At 54.9% G+C, this 15,267-nt stretch carries 15 protein-coding genes; 11 read left to right on the top strand and 4 right to left on the bottom strand.

Features of this window, described 5'->3' with window-relative positions; translation table 11 throughout:
• Positions 1-118: 118 nt before the first annotated feature.
• Together BFP70_RS16380 and BFP70_RS16375 are read left to right on the top strand one after the other, a co-directional pair.
• The gene (locus tag BFP70_RS16380; RefSeq protein ID WP_066012721.1) at positions 119-3,511 is read left to right on the top strand and encodes a CheR family methyltransferase; all 3,393 of its coding nucleotides are present in this window, start codon (positions 119-121) and stop codon (positions 3,509-3,511) included.
• Positions 3,489-3,905 (top strand): response regulator, encoded by a 417-nt coding sequence (locus BFP70_RS16375; RefSeq protein WP_066012720.1) that lies wholly within the window; start codon positions 3,489-3,491, stop codon positions 3,903-3,905. The genes BFP70_RS16380 and BFP70_RS16375 overlap by 23 nt, the downstream gene beginning before the upstream one ends.
• A 12-nt stretch (positions 3,906-3,917) precedes the next feature.
• On the opposite strand, the gene BFP70_RS16370 is transcribed toward BFP70_RS16375, so the two are convergent.
• The 3 genes from BFP70_RS16370 to BFP70_RS16360 are packed head-to-tail and all read right to left on the bottom strand — an operon-like array spanning position 3,918 to position 6,793.
• Positions 3,918-6,053, bottom strand: a complete 2,136-nt coding sequence (locus BFP70_RS16370) for a bifunctional diguanylate cyclase/phosphodiesterase (protein WP_066012719.1) — start codon at positions 6,051-6,053, stop codon at positions 3,918-3,920.
• Positions 6,050-6,448 carry an SET domain-containing protein-lysine N-methyltransferase gene (locus tag BFP70_RS16365; protein ID WP_066012718.1) on the bottom strand — a complete coding sequence of 133 codons (399 nt, stop codon included), beginning with the start codon at positions 6,446-6,448 and terminating at the stop codon, positions 6,050-6,052. The genes BFP70_RS16370 and BFP70_RS16365 overlap by 4 nt, the downstream gene beginning before the upstream one ends.
• A gap of 21 nt (positions 6,449-6,469) precedes the next feature.
• On the bottom strand, positions 6,470-6,793 hold the full coding sequence (locus tag BFP70_RS16360) for a hypothetical protein (RefSeq protein WP_066012717.1): 324 nt from the start codon (positions 6,791-6,793) through the stop codon (positions 6,470-6,472).
• A 391-nt stretch (positions 6,794-7,184) separates the two neighbouring features.
• Between BFP70_RS16360 and proS the strand changes: the two genes are divergently transcribed.
• The 9 genes from proS (at position 7,185) to BFP70_RS16315 (ending at position 14,797) form a co-directional block, all read left to right on the top strand.
• Positions 7,185-8,522: a proline--tRNA ligase gene (gene proS, locus BFP70_RS16355; protein ID WP_066012716.1), complete on the top strand. Its 1,338-nt coding sequence runs from the start codon at positions 7,185-7,187 to the stop codon at positions 8,520-8,522.
• A gap of 318 nt (positions 8,523-8,840) precedes the next feature.
• Positions 8,841-10,040 carry a cytochrome c peroxidase gene (locus BFP70_RS16350; RefSeq protein WP_083217584.1) on the top strand — a complete coding sequence of 400 codons (1,200 nt, stop codon included), beginning with the start codon at positions 8,841-8,843 and terminating at the stop codon, positions 10,038-10,040.
• A gap of 97 nt (positions 10,041-10,137) precedes the next feature.
• Entirely contained in the window at positions 10,138-10,551 is a 414-nt protein-coding gene (locus BFP70_RS16345; RefSeq protein WP_066012715.1) for a hypothetical protein, read from the top strand.
• Between the two features lie 171 nt (positions 10,552-10,722).
• A complete protein-coding gene (locus tag BFP70_RS16340; RefSeq protein WP_066012714.1) occupies positions 10,723-11,265 on the top strand; it encodes a sigma-70 family RNA polymerase sigma factor in 543 nt (180 codons plus the stop codon).
• The gene (locus BFP70_RS16335) at positions 11,262-11,933 is read left to right on the top strand and encodes an anti-sigma factor domain-containing protein (protein ID WP_066012713.1); all 672 of its coding nucleotides are present in this window, start codon (positions 11,262-11,264) and stop codon (positions 11,931-11,933) included. The genes BFP70_RS16340 and BFP70_RS16335 overlap by 4 nt, the downstream gene beginning before the upstream one ends.
• A gap of 85 nt (positions 11,934-12,018) precedes the next feature.
• A complete protein-coding gene (locus tag BFP70_RS16330) occupies positions 12,019-13,320 on the top strand; it encodes a lipoprotein-releasing ABC transporter permease subunit (RefSeq protein ID WP_066012712.1) in 1,302 nt (433 codons plus the stop codon).
• Positions 13,313-14,002: an ABC transporter ATP-binding protein gene (locus tag BFP70_RS16325; protein ID WP_066012711.1), complete on the top strand. Its 690-nt coding sequence runs from the start codon at positions 13,313-13,315 to the stop codon at positions 14,000-14,002. Before BFP70_RS16330 ends, BFP70_RS16325 begins: the two co-directional genes overlap by 8 nt.
• On the top strand, positions 13,999-14,328 hold the full coding sequence (locus tag BFP70_RS16320) for an arsenate reductase family protein (RefSeq protein ID WP_066012710.1): 330 nt from the start codon (positions 13,999-14,001) through the stop codon (positions 14,326-14,328). Before BFP70_RS16325 ends, BFP70_RS16320 begins: the two co-directional genes overlap by 4 nt.
• A 196-nt stretch (positions 14,329-14,524) precedes the next feature.
• On the top strand, positions 14,525-14,797 hold the full coding sequence (locus tag BFP70_RS16315; protein WP_176715589.1) for a helix-turn-helix domain-containing protein: 273 nt from the start codon (positions 14,525-14,527) through the stop codon (positions 14,795-14,797).
• Positions 14,798-14,943: 146 nt separating this feature from the next.
• Here the strand turns inward: BFP70_RS16315 and BFP70_RS16310 are convergent, their stop codons facing one another.
• The gene (locus BFP70_RS16310) at positions 14,944-15,150 is read right to left on the bottom strand and encodes a cold-shock protein (protein WP_066012708.1); all 207 of its coding nucleotides are present in this window, start codon (positions 15,148-15,150) and stop codon (positions 14,944-14,946) included.
• Between the last annotated feature and the right edge of the window lie 117 nt (positions 15,151-15,267).

Here is a 15,267-nt window from a genome sequence, read left to right as displayed (position 1 = left end):
TGCGCCGACATTGGGCATCGTGGCGATGAGTGTATTTTCAGGCCTCGCCGCCGCGCCATACGCAAGGGCAAGATAATTTTGGGACGGTGCCTGCGGGCATAAAGATTGAGCGGCTGCAATGAACACTCAGACACAACATGGTCGGCTTGGAATTGTGGGGGTTGGGGCATCTGCAGGCGGGCTTGACGCCTTGCGCGCCATGTTGAACACGGCCGACCCTGCGGGTGCAATATCCTATGTGATCGTGCAGCATCTGGACCCAGATCACAGCAGTCTTTTGGCCGAGCTTTTGGCCCGGCAGACGCGGTTGAAGGTGGTGCAGGCACAGACCGGCGATATCATGTGCGCCGGCAAAGTGTTCATTATCCCACCAAACCACGGGTTGCGTATCGCGAATTCCCGGTTGGAACTGACAGATTTGAAACATATCCGTGGTGTCCGGCGCACGATTGACGAATTTTTGGAAAGCCTTGCGGTAGATCAGGGATCATGGGCGGCGGGTGTGATCTTGTCGGGCACCGGAACCGATGGCAGCCGCGGTTTGCGTTCCATTAAAGAACATGGCGGTATCTGCATCGCGCAGCATGGTGAAAGCGCGAAACATGACGGAATGCCGCTGGCAGCGCAGCGCACCGGCTCGGTCGATTATATCCGCCTGCCCGAGGATATCTGCCCCAGCCTAGAGCAATATTTTGCGGCGATGCGTCGCGATCCGGGCGATCAATCACAAATTGTTGCACAGTCGCTGTCTGATATTTGCGCCGTGGTTGACCATTGCTGCGGCCATGACTTTTCACAGTATAAGCGCTCCACTTTGATCCGGCGGGTTTTGCGACGCATGCAATTATCTGACCTGTCCGATCCGTTGGCCTATCTGCGGTCCCTGCGCTCTGACGTTGGGCAATGTCAGGCACTTTACCAAGATTTGTTGATCAATATGACCCGTTTCTTCCGTGATACCGCCTATTTTGACGCTTTGCATGATCAGGTGCTGCGACCGATGGTGCAGGGCGCACAAAGGGATCTTCGGCTGTGGGTTGCGGGCTGTTCTTCGGGCGAAGAAGCCTATTCTATCGCGATGCTTGTGGCGGAAGAAATCCGTGTTCAGCAGCGCAAGATCGACTTTCAGATTTTCGCCACAGATATTGACGACACGATGCTGAACATGGCGCGGGCGGGGCAATATTCATTGTCAGCCCTTCCTGACATCCCAGAGACGCTGCGCGATCGATATGCTGTGTTGGGAAATGACGTTTTCACCGTGTCAGAGGCGGTGCGCAGCCGCGTCCGTTTCTCACATCATTCGGTGGTGCGCGATGCGCCTTTTGCAGAGGTCGACCTGATTTCATGTCGAAACCTGTTGATTTATTTTGAAACGAACCTGCAAAATCTGGCCTTTCCGGCGTTTCACCATGCCCTGCGCACCGGGGGGACGTTGTTTCTTGGATCGTCTGAGACCTTGGGCCAATACGAGTCATTCTTTGCCCCGATCGATGTGCACGCGCGGTTGTTCCGCAAGGTCGATGCGCAATTGGATTTGCCGGTGCTTGGGCAACAAGAACCCCGACCAATTGTGCCGAAATTGGCGGCGGTGCCACTGCCGGCGCAGAAGGCAGATCCAGTGCTGAGCCGTTTGTTACAAGCCTACGCACCGCCCAGCCTGCGGGTGAATCACTATGGTGAGGTAATCAGGGCCACGGGGAAGCTGAGCAAATATCTGGCAGCCACGCCTGAACCCCGCGAAACTGTTTTTGCGACGTCGGTCGCGCTGCCGGGCGTTCGAGAGCCGATTTCGGCCGCTGTCCGGAAGGTGAATGACACAGGACGGCGCGTGATCTTGCGTGATCTGATCGCGCGGTCAGAGTTCGGCCATCAAGCCTTTGAATTGATCGCAGAGCCGGTGGGCGATGATGCGATTTTGTTGGTGTTCCGGGAACGTGATCGCTTTGCCGCGCTTGACGACGATGATTTGGAAGAATTCCAGGCCTCTGACGATGATGTGCGGGGGTTGGAAGATGATTTACGCGAAACCCGTGACCGGTTGAACACCACCGTCGAAGAGCTGGAAACGGCAAATGAAGAGCTGAAAAGTTCAAATGAAGAAATGATGTCGATGAACGAGGAGTTGCAATCGACGAATGAAGAACTGGCCACGGTCAATGATGAGCTGAAAAGTAAGGTGGATGAGCTGTCGGTGGCCAACGCGGACCTGTCGAATTTCTTCAGCTCGACATCCTTACCGTTGATCGTGCTGGACCGTGCTATGCGGATCCGCAATTTCACCAACGCAATCGATGGGATCTATCCGTTCCGTCAAGGCGATCGTGGGCGCCCATTGTCCGAAGTCACCAGCAAATTGGCCAATCCAGCAGATGTCACAGAGGCCGTTGAACTGGTGATGAGCACATCGCAGACGCAGCACCGGCGGGTGCGGTCTTTGACCTCTGGTCAGACATGGTCACTGGTGGTTACGCCGTATTTTCGTGACGAAGACACATGTGATGGTGCCACGTTGGTGTTCACCGAATTGACCGAAGCGTTGCGGCTGGAAGCGGCGCTGCGTTCAGAAGGGGAGCGTCTGCGGCTGGCGCTGGATGTCGCCAATATGGGCGTTTGGGAGTTCAACCCCGCCGATGACGGGCTTCAGTTTGATGATACCGCAGCGCGGCTTTTATGGTTGAAAAATAATACGGTCACTGTCTCTGATTTCTTTCAACATGTGACCGAGAAAGATCGCCCCGAGGTGATGCGGCAGATGCTGCTAAAAGACGGTGAAGATGATGAAATCGATTTCCGGTTCTCGGTCGACCATATGGGGCAGGCGCGCACATTGCATTTTGTGGGCCGCCGCGTCAGCAGCGCGCGCGAAACCCGCTATTTAGGCGTATTGTTTGACGTCACGGCCGAAGATGAGGCGGTGCGCATTCGTGAGATGATGCTGCGTGAGATGAACCACCGCGTAAAGAATATGTTCTCAATTATTTCCGGGATGATACGGATTGCGGGACGAAGCACACGCGAGGTGCCGCAGCTGGTTGAAGGGATCGAACGTCGGATCAATGCACTGGCACGCTCACATGATATGACCCAGCGCGCCGCCAAGGGTCGTCATATGAAGGTAACGTTGAATGAGGTGTTGTCGATGACCCTATCCCCCTATGTAGGACATTCAAAAATTGAGATGGATGGACCGGAGGTTTCCGTTGAAAGCCATGACCTGACTGCGCTGTCACTTATCTTCCATGAATGGGCAACCAACGCGTCAAAATATGGCGTGCTTGGACCGTTGACCGGCGATTTGATGATCAATTGGCAAAAAAATGGCGAAGAAATCACTTTGGAGTGGAACGAAACCTATGAGGCGCGCATTGAACCTGTGAAGACTACGGCAGGTTTCGGTTCAACGCTGGTACAATTGTCTGCAGCACAATTGCATGGCTCGGTCAGCACCGACACCTCTCTAACGCAACGCAGGATGATTTTAACTTATGAGCCAGAACTCGCACAATGACCCGTCGCCTCGCAGCCGTATTTTGATTTGTGAAGATGAGGCGATTGTCGCGCTGGATCTGCGTTTCATGATCGAAGATTTCGGATTTGATGTTATTGGTCCCTTCGCATCGGTGCGGGACGCGCTGGCGGCCTTGAAAGCTGGCGGTCCGCTTCCCGATGCGGCGATTTTGGATGTGCGCCTGCGCGATGGCGAGGTCTATCCTGTGGCCGACGTCCTATACAAAGCTGAGGTAGGTTTGATTTTTCATTCAGGCCACCTTGAGCAATGGGAAATCGATGAAAATTATCCCGGCTCGGCCTGTTGTCCCAAACCTTGTAATACGGCCAAGTTGCAGCATTCCTTGCAACATATCGTTGGCCATGATGATGACGGCCCGGCGGTCACGCATTAAGTTGGCGCATGGCTATGCTTTGAATGCCGCGATGGCGTCGCCTATCGGCGCAGGTTGCCCGACATGGTAGCCTTGTAAAAAGTCACAGTTAAACCCGCGCAGATTATCCATGTCTTTGGCGCATTCCACGCCTTCTGCGACCACCTTTAGCCCCAGTGCATGGGCAAGGCCGATAATGGATTTTGCCATTGTATAGTGCGAATCCGTGTGATCAGCACCGGAAATAAAGCTGCGGTCGATTTTTAGCACATCGAAGGGCATATTGATCAAATAGCCCACCGATGAAAATCCAGTGCCAAAATCATCTAATGCCACGCTAAATCCTTTGGAACGCAGCACCCATAGCTCTTTTGAAATTGTGGCGTCATCTTCAATTACGATATTTTCGGTAACTTCGATTTCGATACGCGCGCAATCTACGCCATGTCCGGCGACGCGGTCAGCCAGATCATTGGCAAATCCTGGTGTCATAATCTGCAACGGGGAAATGTTGATGCTGACATTGATTTCTGGATGGGCGCACATGTCGCGGCAAATGATATCCAACAACGTCCAGCCAAGTGGCACGATCAGGCCTGTCAGTTCCGCGACGCGGATAAAATCCTCTGTTTGGACATGGCCTAATACCGGGCTGTGCCAACGCGCCAAAGCTTCCAACCGCACCAGCTTATCGGGATGTGCGGCGCAGATGATAGGCTGATAGGCAAAGCTGAACTCTGCCGATGGTTTCTTGATAGAGCGCAGCGCGACCTCAATCGCGGTATTGGCGTTGTCCTTCGTTTCCATTTCGGGGCCATATAGAACAACATCTTGGGTTCGCTGCAATTTGGCTGCATACATCGCGCGGTCCGCGCGGCGCAAAAGCTCTTCCGGGATCCAATTTTCAATCCGCGAATAGGCCAGCCCCTTTGACGCGGTGATATCGAAGACAACATCGCCACAGGGGATACGGGTTTTTAAAATTTCACCGATTTCGGTGGTTTTGCGGGCCACCTGTCCGCGCAGGTTATTCGGGCAGGAGAAAATGATAAAGAATTCATCGCCACCATAGCGCGAGACGAATGTATTTGCGTCTGCCAGCTTTGCAATCAGCTTGGAGAATTCGCTTAAAAATAGATCTCCGCCAACATGCCCGACGACGTCATTGATCTGTTTGAACCGGTCCAGATCAATTGCAAGTATGGCGCAGGGTCTGGGTTTGGGGCCAGACAGGTTTGCCAGATGTTCCCATAGCGCCAGGCGGTTGGGCAGGCCTGTCAACGGATCGGTTCTGGCCTGATCCACCGCTTCGGATTCTTTCCGGATCAAGGCGCGCGCTTTATCGCGCAGCAGGCGCGTGGCGGTGACAGACAGGGCGGTAAAGGTCAGCGTGACGCCCAGCATAACCCAGAACATTTTGTCGAATAAATTCGTGCCGGGCGTTGGCGGCTGCCACGCAAGATAGGCGACGGTTTCGCCCGACACACCGCTTAGGCGCAGCTGGGACAGGTTTTTGGGCGGGGGGGTAAAACGGGTGTGCAGGGCGGATACGTTCAGCTCTGCTGCGATACGTTGTAACTGGTCATCGCTGATGACCTTACCAATTGTCGCGATTGCGGTCGCGTCGATATCGATGCTTTGTAATAGAATGCTGTTTTCTGGCAGCAATCGGGACGCGCTGAACATCGCCAGCTCCCCATTCAATGCGCCGAAATAATTGAAGGTTTCGCGGTCTTCGATCTGTAGGTTTCGGGTTTTACGGCGCAATGCGTGCAATGTGCTCTCGGTCAGGAAACCCTTTTGCGGCGCAAGACCTTGTCCCGCGCTCCATGATACGGGCTTTGGGAAAGGGCCATCAAACATTTCGGCAAAATCAAAGACATCACCACGCGCCGCCGTGATGCCGTAATTCGATGACAGCTCCCGGTAATTTTGCTGCGCCGCTGCCAGATAAATATCGGTCCAATTGTGATAATCACTGGCAATCAATGCCGTTTGGCCTTGCAACGCTTGCAATCGGCCACGCATCAAGACCGTGGTGCTTTCAGCGGCCTTGTCATCCATCGCCACGCGGATAGAAAAAACCGAGAACCACAGGACACCAATAAATGTGGCCAAAACCAATGATACCAAAAACACAATCTGCCGTGGCAGCGAGCCATTGTTCATGACGCGATGGCGGTCTTCAGGCGAGTGTTCAGCGGGCTGAAACCCAGGACACGCACAGCGCGGTAATCACAGGTCAGTTCATCGCCAGGAAGCAGATCGCGCGCTGCCACCATTTCATCACCCAGATCGATCAGCGTTGGCTCGTCGCTGTGGTTCATAAAGATATCAGCGTCATTTCCCAACCGAAATACACCACGTTCTTCGATATATTCTGCATTGTGCCAGATGGTTTCAACATCCTCTGGGTCCAAATTTTCAAGCATTGCTTCTGGGATTTCGACATCAAATGTCGGTTCAAAGCGCCAGATCAAAGTGCCCGCTGTTACGGGTTCGCCCAGAAATAATCCTAAGTCATGGATCGGGCTTTGGGTAACAAAATGTTTTACTAGCAACATTGGAACTCATCCTCAATTCACTCAGGCTTCAACAAGATAAACTGCCAGCAGGGCAGCGATCAGACCGCAGCATTGCTTCACTGTCAGGGTCTCCCCAAACGCAAAATACCCGACGGCTGTCAGTGCCAAAATGGTAACCGAACTATAGAGCGCGCCGATCTGCGCAAGGTTATGGGTTTGCATCAACATCACCCACCCCATTGCAGTAGCGGCGTATAAAACCGCGCCCGATACAAACCACATCGAAATGAATGGCTGGGTCTTGCCGGCGGCCAATTTCAATGCGTAGTCGCCCACCACCGTCAGCACGACGATTATCACAAGAATGATGTAAGGGCGGGTCACGAAATATCTCCTAGGTTGCTTGTATTGTTTATCGGATGGAGCCAATAGGACATATTTAACACCATGAAAACCGGTCAATGGAAACAATTTTACCCCGTCTACGCGGGTTTAAAATCATTTGAAAACTAATTTTCACCAAGAGGGAAGCTTTCAACCGCAGGTATTTGCGATCTCGTTGACTTTATAGTGATAAATGCGTGATTTCACGCAGCAGGCGCGCTGAAAACCTCAGGTAATGGTAGAGTAATTTTTTACAATTTGGTCGGGTAAACTGTCGACATCTGGCGAGATGTTTACCCAAGCAGCGACGCGGGAGCGGACATCTCTTGCTCCTGTGGCACATATAAGTTAGCCCCAAAGGCAACCGTTCTCACTGATTGCAGGGACCAAAATGCGTCTTTCTCGCTACTTTCTGCCCGTCTTGAAGGAAAATCCCTCCGAGGCGCAGATCGCCAGCCACCGGCTGATGCTGCGCGCTGGCATGATCAAACAACAACAGGCCGGGATTTATTCCTGGTTGCCGCTGGGGTATAAGGTGCTCAAGCGGATCGAGCAGATCGTACATGAAGAACAGGTGCGCGCGGGCCACATCCCGGTTTTGATGCCGACGTTGCAGCCAGCGGATCTGTGGCAGGAATCGGGGCGGTATGATGCCTATGGGCCGGAAATGCTGCGGATTACTGACCGGCATGGGCGCGATATGCTATATGGTCCGACCAATGAAGAAATGATCACCGATATCTTTCGGGCGCATGTTGAAAGCTATAAGCAGCTGCCGCTGACCCTGTATCATATTCAGTGGAAGTTCCGTGATGAGGTGCGTCCGCGCTTTGGCGTGATGCGGGGCCGTGAATTCTATATGAAAGACGGTTACAACTTTGATCTGACAAAGGAAGACGCGCTGCACGCGTATAACCGCCATATGGTGTCCTATTTGCGGACCTATGAACGTATGGGGTTAACCGCAATTCCGATGCGCGCTGACAGTGGCCCGATCGGTGGGGACAATACGCATGAATTCCTGGTGCTGGCGCCGACAGGTGAATCGGAGGTGTTTTATGACGCGCAGGTTCCCGATCTAAAGCTGGGGGATCGTGAGGTCGATTATGACGACCGCGAGGCCGTGGCAGAAATTTGCACCGAATTCACGACGCTTTATGCACGCACCGATGAAACCCATGACGAAGCAGTGTTTAACGAGCTGCCCGAGGAACGCCGTAAAACCGCGCGGGGCATCGAGGTGGGGCAGATCTTCTATTTTGGCACAAAATACTCCGAGGCAATGGGAGCCACTGTCAAAACCCCCGAGGGCAATGTGCCTGTTGAGATGGGCTCGCATGGGATTGGGGTGAGCCGTCTAGTTGGCGCGTTGATCGAGGCCAATCACGATGACAAAGGGATTATCTGGCCAGAGGGCGTGACGCCGTTCCATGTAGGGATTGTGAACCTGAAGCAAGGCGACGCGGCCTGTGACAGCGCCTGTGATGCCTTGTATAAGGCGCTGGTTCAAAAGGGTTTTGATCCGCTATATGATGACCGCAAAGAGCGGGCAGGCGCAAAATTCGCAACGATGGATCTGATTGGTCTTCCGTGGCGCATTACGGTTGGCCCACGCGGCGTCGCTGCCAATTTGGTGGAGCTGACAAGTCGGCGGACCGGAGAAAGCGAAGAAATGTCGTCGGAGGCGGCACTGGCGCGTATTCAAGAGATCTACGCAGCACATCTGTAACGCGCGGTGGCGCTCGATATAGGTGACAAAGCGCGGCAGTTTTGCCGCGCTTTGTTCGTTTGGTGCTTTGTGCTGTGGGTCAGGTGAGAGTGAAGTGGGGCTCTGCCCCGCTTCGACAGTGTCGAAGCTCCCCGGGATATTTAAGGCAAGATGAAGTAGACCAAGGTTGGGTTGGGAGCCGGAGGGCACATGCCCGACCGCCGCCGAAGGGTTCGATGCCCTGACGGCGGCGAACGTAGGGAAGATTGCAACTTTAGGAAAATTGCGGCACATGGAAGGCCATGTCTGCTTTGGATAAGGTGGAAGTCGATGTCTTGGATGAGCTCCGCGAAGGATCATGGGCCACGCGGTGTATGGTTTCGCGTTTTGGGGCTTTGCTGGGCGATATGTGCCTTGCCTGTGTTGGCGGATGAGGTTTCGGGCTCTGCTGCTCCGGTGAGCTTGACGGAGTGGGGGCGTGCGTTATTCTTTGACCCCAATTTGTCATGGCAGCAAAGCCAGAGCTGTGCCACCTGTCATGACCCGGCCTATGGATTTGCGGACCCCAGGGAGACTGAGGTTGGCCGGGCCGTGTCAATGGGCGATGATATGGTCAGCTTTGGCGATCGCAATGCGCCAACGATTGGCTATGCAGCGTTTTCACCAGCATTTGGTAAAACCGAGGCGGGTGTGTATCGGGGCGGGCAGTTTCATGATGGGCGCGCCGATGATTTGGCGCAGCAGGCGCAGGCCCCAATGTTAAATCCAATTGAGATGGGGATGCCATCGGCCACGGTCATCGCGAAACGTCTTGCTGGCGATGACGCGCATCTTGCCGCCCTGCAGGAACTGTTTGGTATCAGGGATCCTGACGCGCATCCTGATGTTGCGTTTCAGGCTGCGGCCAGTGCAATCGCGGCCTTTGAAGAGACCGAAGAGTTCGCGCCATTTGACAGCAAATATGATCGCTATCTGCGCGGTGAGCTGTCATTAACGGATGAGGAAGAGCTTGGGCGGATTCTGTTTTTTTCGCCTCAATTCACCAATTGTAACCTGTGCCATCAGTTGCGCACCACACCGGGGGAGGCGCAGGAAACATTCTCCAATTATGAGTATCACAATATTGGCGTTCCGGTGAACAGATGGGTGCGCGCGGTAAATGGCACTGCGTCTGGTTTTGTAGATTTGGGGTTGTTGGCCCATCCGGGCGTGGATGACCCTGCGCAGGCCGGCAAGTTCAAAGTCCCGACATTACGCAATGTCGCGGTGACAGCCCCATATATGCACAATGGAATTTTTGATGATCTGCGCACGGTGATTTTGTTTTACAACACTTATAACACCACCCGTCCTGAGCGTCATATCAATCCCGAAACCGGCACGCGCTTTGGTCCGCCAGAGGTGGCCGGCACGCTCTCGCTTGAGGAATTGGAAACAGGTCCAGCCCTTGATGATCAGCGGGTTGATGCATTGGTGGCGTTTTTGCGCACATTGACTGACGCGCGATATGAGCCGCTTTTGGCCCGGGAGACGAAATAAAAATAAAAAAGTGCGACAGGTGAAACTTTGTCAGCGTTGATCCGTGAATCCTTACATACCCGACCAATTCGGACGGGACCTTTGAAAGGATGCGACGATGAAGACATTTGCCCTTGCTGCCGCCCTAAGCATGACTGCTGCCACCGCTTTTGCGGATGACCATATGATGGCACCGATGGTCGAAGCGATGGACCAAGACGTATCAAACGGTGTTGTCAGCGCTGCGAAAATTGTCGCACCTGAAAATGGTTGGATGGTTGTGCATCGCACCGGCGCGGATATGAAACCGGGTCCTGTTGTAGGCTATGCGCCGATCCGCATGGGTGAAACCGACGATGTGGCGGCGATCTTGACCGAAGACGTTGCATCAGGTGACATGTTGATGCTGATGGTGCATTCGGAAGCCGGCGGCATGACCACTGGCGCGTTTGAATACACATTGGGTGCGACTGAAGATGGTCCAATTAAGCCGGATGGCAAATTGGTGATGAAGGTGATTACGGCGAAATAAGCCGTTGATCACTTTTGGTGTTGGGCGATCCGATGCCAATTCCTACCGCACCCGGGGCAGCTTGCTTCGGGTGCACCTTCTGTTCCCACGATCCACGCGGTTTGCCCGGGTCGGGCGCTTGACAACTGCTTGATGCGACGTAACTTTGAAGGACGCGTGGGGGAGAGAAATATGTCCGGCAGAGCCGAAATTGAGACGCTTTTGGCGCGGGTTGCTTTGCGCGATCAGGCGGCCTTTGCTGCGCTATATGATGCAACACATGCCAAGTTGTTTGGGATTTGCCTGCATGTTTTGAAAAACCGCTCCGAGGCCGAAGATGCGTTACAAGATGTATTTTTGCGGGTGTGGCACAAGGCGGATCGCTATGCGGTGACGGGGCATAGCCCTATGACATGGCTGATCACTGTGGCGCGGAACCTGTCGATTGACCGGCTGCGCGCGCGCAAGTCCGCTACAGAAGATATCGATATGGTGCATGATCTGTCTGATGGTGCGCCGGGCCCTGAAGCGGCGACAATTGCCCGATCAGAGGCTGCGCGGATTTCGACCTGCATGGCCAGTTTGGAAGAACAGCGCGCCGAGGCGCTGCGCGGTGCCTATCTAGAGGGGCTGTCCTATGCCGAATTGGCTGAACACCATGCTGTTCCGCTGAACACAATGCGCACATGGCTGCGCCGTGGTTTGCAGAAATTGAAGGATTGCCTGAGCCGATGACCGATCCCACCGATCTTGATGCCGATGACGTGCTTGCTGCAGAATATGTTCTGCGGCTGCTCTCCCCGGCGGAACGTGCTGGGTTTCAGGCGCGTTTGCCCGAAAACGCAAAGCTGCGGCAAGCGGTACAGTTTTGGGAAGCCAATCTGGCGGAGCTGACAGCGGAAATTCCGCCCGTCTTACCGCCTAAATCGGTGCGCAGTGCCGTCTTGGCCGCGGTGGCACCCAAGCCTGCGATCGCGCGGGGGCGGGTGTGGGCGTGGATTACCGGCGGGCTTTTGGCCGCTGGTCTGACCGTTGCGCTGCTGGTTCCGATTGGCCCTCCGGCGTTTGATCCTGTGCTGCATGCTGATCTGATGGCTGAAAATCAGGTGCTGTTTGTACAGGCCGGATATGATGCCGATACGGGCATGTTGCGTATTATCCAAGAGGCGGCAGAGCCAGTGGAAGGCCGCTCAATGGAGTTGTGGCTGATCCCAGAGGGTCAAGAGGCAATCTCATTAGGGGTGTTAACCGAAGATCGCGATGTGATGGTCAAGCTGGATCCTGAGCTGGCGGTGCAATTGCAAAATGCGCTGTTGGCGATCACGGATGAGCCACTGGGCGGTGCGCCAAATGGGGTTGCAACCGGGCCGATCCTGGCGGCAGGGCCGATGTTCGACGTCTGACATTGCTGTGGGTCGGGGGACCCCGCCCTTGACCTTTCTTTGGGTGCGGATAACTGTGCCGCGCAACTTCGCGGAAGGGGACACTATGGCCCGCACGACAGCGCCATTCGCGCCATTTGAATTTATGATTGCATGGCGCTACCTGCGCGCGCGCCGCTCCGAAGGGGGCGTGTCCGTGATGACATGGATCAGCTTGATAGGCATTACCCTTGGGGTAGCCGCGCTGATTATCACCTTGGCGGTGCGGGCGGGATTTCGGGCGGAGTTCGTTGATACGATTCTTGGCGCGAATGCCCATGTGACGGTGTATTCCGCCCCGGTTGAGGTCGTGCCCGACAGCGGTGTGTATACCCGCCAGATGCGCAATTTCCCTTCGCAGGTTGAAAAAATTCTGGCCATTCCCGGTGTGACCTCTGCTGCGCCGCTGGTGCGGGGGCAGGTCATGGTGACCAAGGATGACGCCTCTAACGTGGCCGAGGTTTACGGCATCAGCGCCGAGGATCTGGCCCAGATCCCGCGTATTGCCCATCCAGAACAATCGCTGGGCAGTCTGGATCGGTTTGGTGCGGAAAATGGCGGTATTGCAATGGGATCAGGGTTGGCGCGCGATCTGGGGGTCGGTCTGGGCGATACGGTCCGGTTGATTTCCCCCAATGGGGCGCGCACGCCGGTGGGGACGAGCCCGCGCATCTCGGCCTATCCGGTTACCTATATCTTTACCGCAGGTCGGTATGACATTGATCAGACGCGGATCTATATGCCCTTTGCCGAGGCGCAGACCTATTTCAACCGCGAAGGTGCCGCTGATGAAATTCAGGTGGACGTAACCGACCCGGAAAAAGTGGATGACTATTCTGCTGCCTTGTTGCAGGCGGGGGGCGATGGCGCCATGCTTTGGACTTGGAGAGAGGCATCGTCGAGCTTCCTGCGCGCGCTTGATATTGAGGATAACGTGATGTTTGTCATTTTATCCGTATTGGTGTTGATCGCATCGATGAACATCACCTCTGGCCTGATCATGCTGGTTAAGAACAAGGGCCGCGATATTGGCATTTTGCGGACGATGGGGCTGACAGAAGGGTCTATTCTGCGGGTGTTCTTTCTGTGCGGGGCCTTCACGGGGATCATTGGCACATTGGCCGGTCTGGCGCTTGGTGTCGTGTTCTCCCTTAATATCAGTCATGTGATGGATTTTGTTAATTGGTTGAACGGGGGATCTGCATGGGATCCGTCTATCCGGGGGATTTATGAGCTGCCGGCAAAATTACAACTTTCTGATATTGTGAAATCGGTTGGCCTGTCCTTGGGGCTCAGCTTTGTTGTGACGATTTTCCCGGCGCGGCGTGCTGCCCGCCTGAATCCGGTAGAGGCATTGCGCTATGAATGATCCCGTCTTGCAGCTGACCGATATTCGAAAAACCTATAATGCGGGTCTGCCCAACCAGGTGCAGGTGTTGCGTGGCGTCAATTTAACACTCCCGGCCGGCGAGGTGGTCGCGATGATCGCGCCTTCGGGGGCAGGGAAGTCGACGCTGTTGCATATTGCGGGGCTGTTGGATACGCCAGATTCGGGACAGGTTCAGTTGAACGGTGCGAATCTATCGGATCAAAACGACCGCAGCCGCACCGCGGCACGGCGCAGCGATATCGGGTTCATTTATCAATTTCATCACCTGTTGCCTGAATTCACCGCTTTGGAAAACATCGTTTTGCCGCAGTTGGCCAATGGTGTTGCGCGCGGCGCGGCCGTGGCGCGTGCGCAAAGCCTTTTGGATAAGGTCGGATTGCAGGCGCGGGCCAGCCATCAGCCCGCAGCGATGTCGGGCGGGGAACAACAGCGCGTCGCGTTTTGCCGTGCATTGGCCAATGGCCCTCGGCTGCTTTTGGCCGATGAGCCGACGGGAAATCTTGACCCTGGAACCTCGGAAACCGTATTCCATGCGCTGATGGAGTTGGTGCGGGAAACTGGACTGTCCGCGCTGATTGCGACTCATAACCTTGAGCTTGCCGGGCGGATGGATCGGGTGCTGCGCCTGGAGGATGGACAGTTGAGGGAGGACCGTAAATGATCTTATATGGGATCCCGACATGCGATACATGTCGCAAGGCCCGCAAGGCATTGGACGCGGCGGGGAAGGATGTCGAATTTCGCGACATTCGTAAGTCCCCGTTAAGCGCAGATGAGATAGCGCAATTTTATGCAGAATTTGGTGATAAGCTTTTGAATAAATCTTCTACGACATGGCGTGGATTGGATGACACGGCGCGTGAGGCCGCAATTCCGCAGCTGCTGGCGCAGCACCCCACATTGATGAAGCGGCCAATTGTGGTCGACGGGGATAAGGCGACATTGGGATGGGCCGCACCCGCCCAGGCCATATGGTCAATTGTCTAAGTAAATAACGAAAATCTGATCTATTGTGCGCAGGTTATTGGGCCGGCGTGCACTATAATTAAACCCTATTCATCGAGTCTGTTGATGTGAGTAGGTAACAAGTTTTTTCTGCCATTTGCGCCGGGACAGGGCGCTTCCATCGTTAAACGGTGGCCGGGGATGGCAGGATGTCGACGGGAGATACCCGACTATGCAGATGAACGCCCATCGTGTTGACGATAACGCACATGCGATACGCAAACCGATCCCTGATCCCTGGATCCATCTTGCGTGGATCACCGCAGGGGCGACCCCGCTGAAGGCATGGCGACATGCCGCTGATCTGACCCCGCAAGAGCTGGCCACGATGGCCGGGATCAGCACCGCATTATTGACCCGGTTGGAAAACCGTTTGCAGCCGATGACCGTGACGCAGCGTCTTAGGTTTGCGCGTCTGCTGGGCGTATCAGAGGGTGATCTGACCGAGTGACGGCAATCCCGCCGCCGGTGGGCTGCATTTTGCCATCAGCGTGCACCTCTCACATGCTAAGACCGATCGGATATTCAGATTGACCAGCCATAAAAACGGCCCGCGCAACATACACGGGCCGTTTCATTTTAACCATTAGTCGCCGATTAAAGCAGCTGCAAATCCCCAGCCGACGAACGGCCATCACGCCCAGATGTCAACTCATATGAAATTTTCTGGTTGTCAGCGAGCCCGGTCAAACCTGCACGCTCGACAGCCGAGATGTGCACGAAAATGTCCTTGCCGCCGTCATCGGGTGCAATAAAGCCGTAGCCTTTGGTGGAATTGAACCATTTTACGGTGCCAGTGGCCATCCGTTCTTCTCCTTCAAGTCTACCGACAGCGAGATTGCCGTCGGATCGTGCAGCCGGGTCTTCCAGTGTCTTCCGGCTGCCCCTTGGAGGGAGCGGATAGAAAGTCAGCGTCACACG

Origin of the sequence: Thioclava sp. SK-1 (assembly GCF_001705665.1) — a bacterium.
GTDB lineage: Bacteria > Pseudomonadota > Alphaproteobacteria > Rhodobacterales > Rhodobacteraceae > Thioclava.
Note: the sequence above shows the minus strand (reverse complement) of the source record. Positions and strands in the feature narration are given on the sequence as shown.

Coding starts and splice junctions, on each gene's coding strand:
- BFP70_RS16380 (WP_066012721.1), top strand. CDS start 119: ATGAACACTCAGACACAACATGGTCGGCTTGGAATTGTGGGGGTTGGG.
- BFP70_RS16375 (WP_066012720.1), top strand. CDS start 3,489: ATGAGCCAGAACTCGCACAATGACCCGTCGCCTCGCAGCCGTATTTTG.
- BFP70_RS16370 (WP_066012719.1), bottom strand. CDS start 6,053: ATGAACAATGGCTCGCTGCCACGGCAGATTGTGTTTTTGGTATCATTG.
- BFP70_RS16365 (WP_066012718.1), bottom strand. CDS start 6,448: ATGTTGCTAGTAAAACATTTTGTTACCCAAAGCCCGATCCATGACTTA.
- proS (WP_066012716.1), top strand. CDS start 7,185: ATGCGTCTTTCTCGCTACTTTCTGCCCGTCTTGAAGGAAAATCCCTCC.
- BFP70_RS16350 (WP_083217584.1), top strand. CDS start 8,841: ATGAGCTCCGCGAAGGATCATGGGCCACGCGGTGTATGGTTTCGCGTT.
- BFP70_RS16345 (WP_066012715.1), top strand. CDS start 10,138: ATGAAGACATTTGCCCTTGCTGCCGCCCTAAGCATGACTGCTGCCACC.
- BFP70_RS16340 (WP_066012714.1), top strand. CDS start 10,723: ATGTCCGGCAGAGCCGAAATTGAGACGCTTTTGGCGCGGGTTGCTTTG.
- BFP70_RS16335 (WP_066012713.1), top strand. CDS start 11,262: ATGACCGATCCCACCGATCTTGATGCCGATGACGTGCTTGCTGCAGAA.
- BFP70_RS16330 (WP_066012712.1), top strand. CDS start 12,019: ATGGCCCGCACGACAGCGCCATTCGCGCCATTTGAATTTATGATTGCA.
- BFP70_RS16325 (WP_066012711.1), top strand. CDS start 13,313: ATGAATGATCCCGTCTTGCAGCTGACCGATATTCGAAAAACCTATAAT.
- BFP70_RS16320 (WP_066012710.1), top strand. CDS start 13,999: ATGATCTTATATGGGATCCCGACATGCGATACATGTCGCAAGGCCCGC.
- BFP70_RS16315 (WP_176715589.1), top strand. CDS start 14,525: ATGAACGCCCATCGTGTTGACGATAACGCACATGCGATACGCAAACCG.
- BFP70_RS16310 (WP_066012708.1), bottom strand. CDS start 15,150: ATGGCCACTGGCACCGTAAAATGGTTCAATTCCACCAAAGGCTACGGC.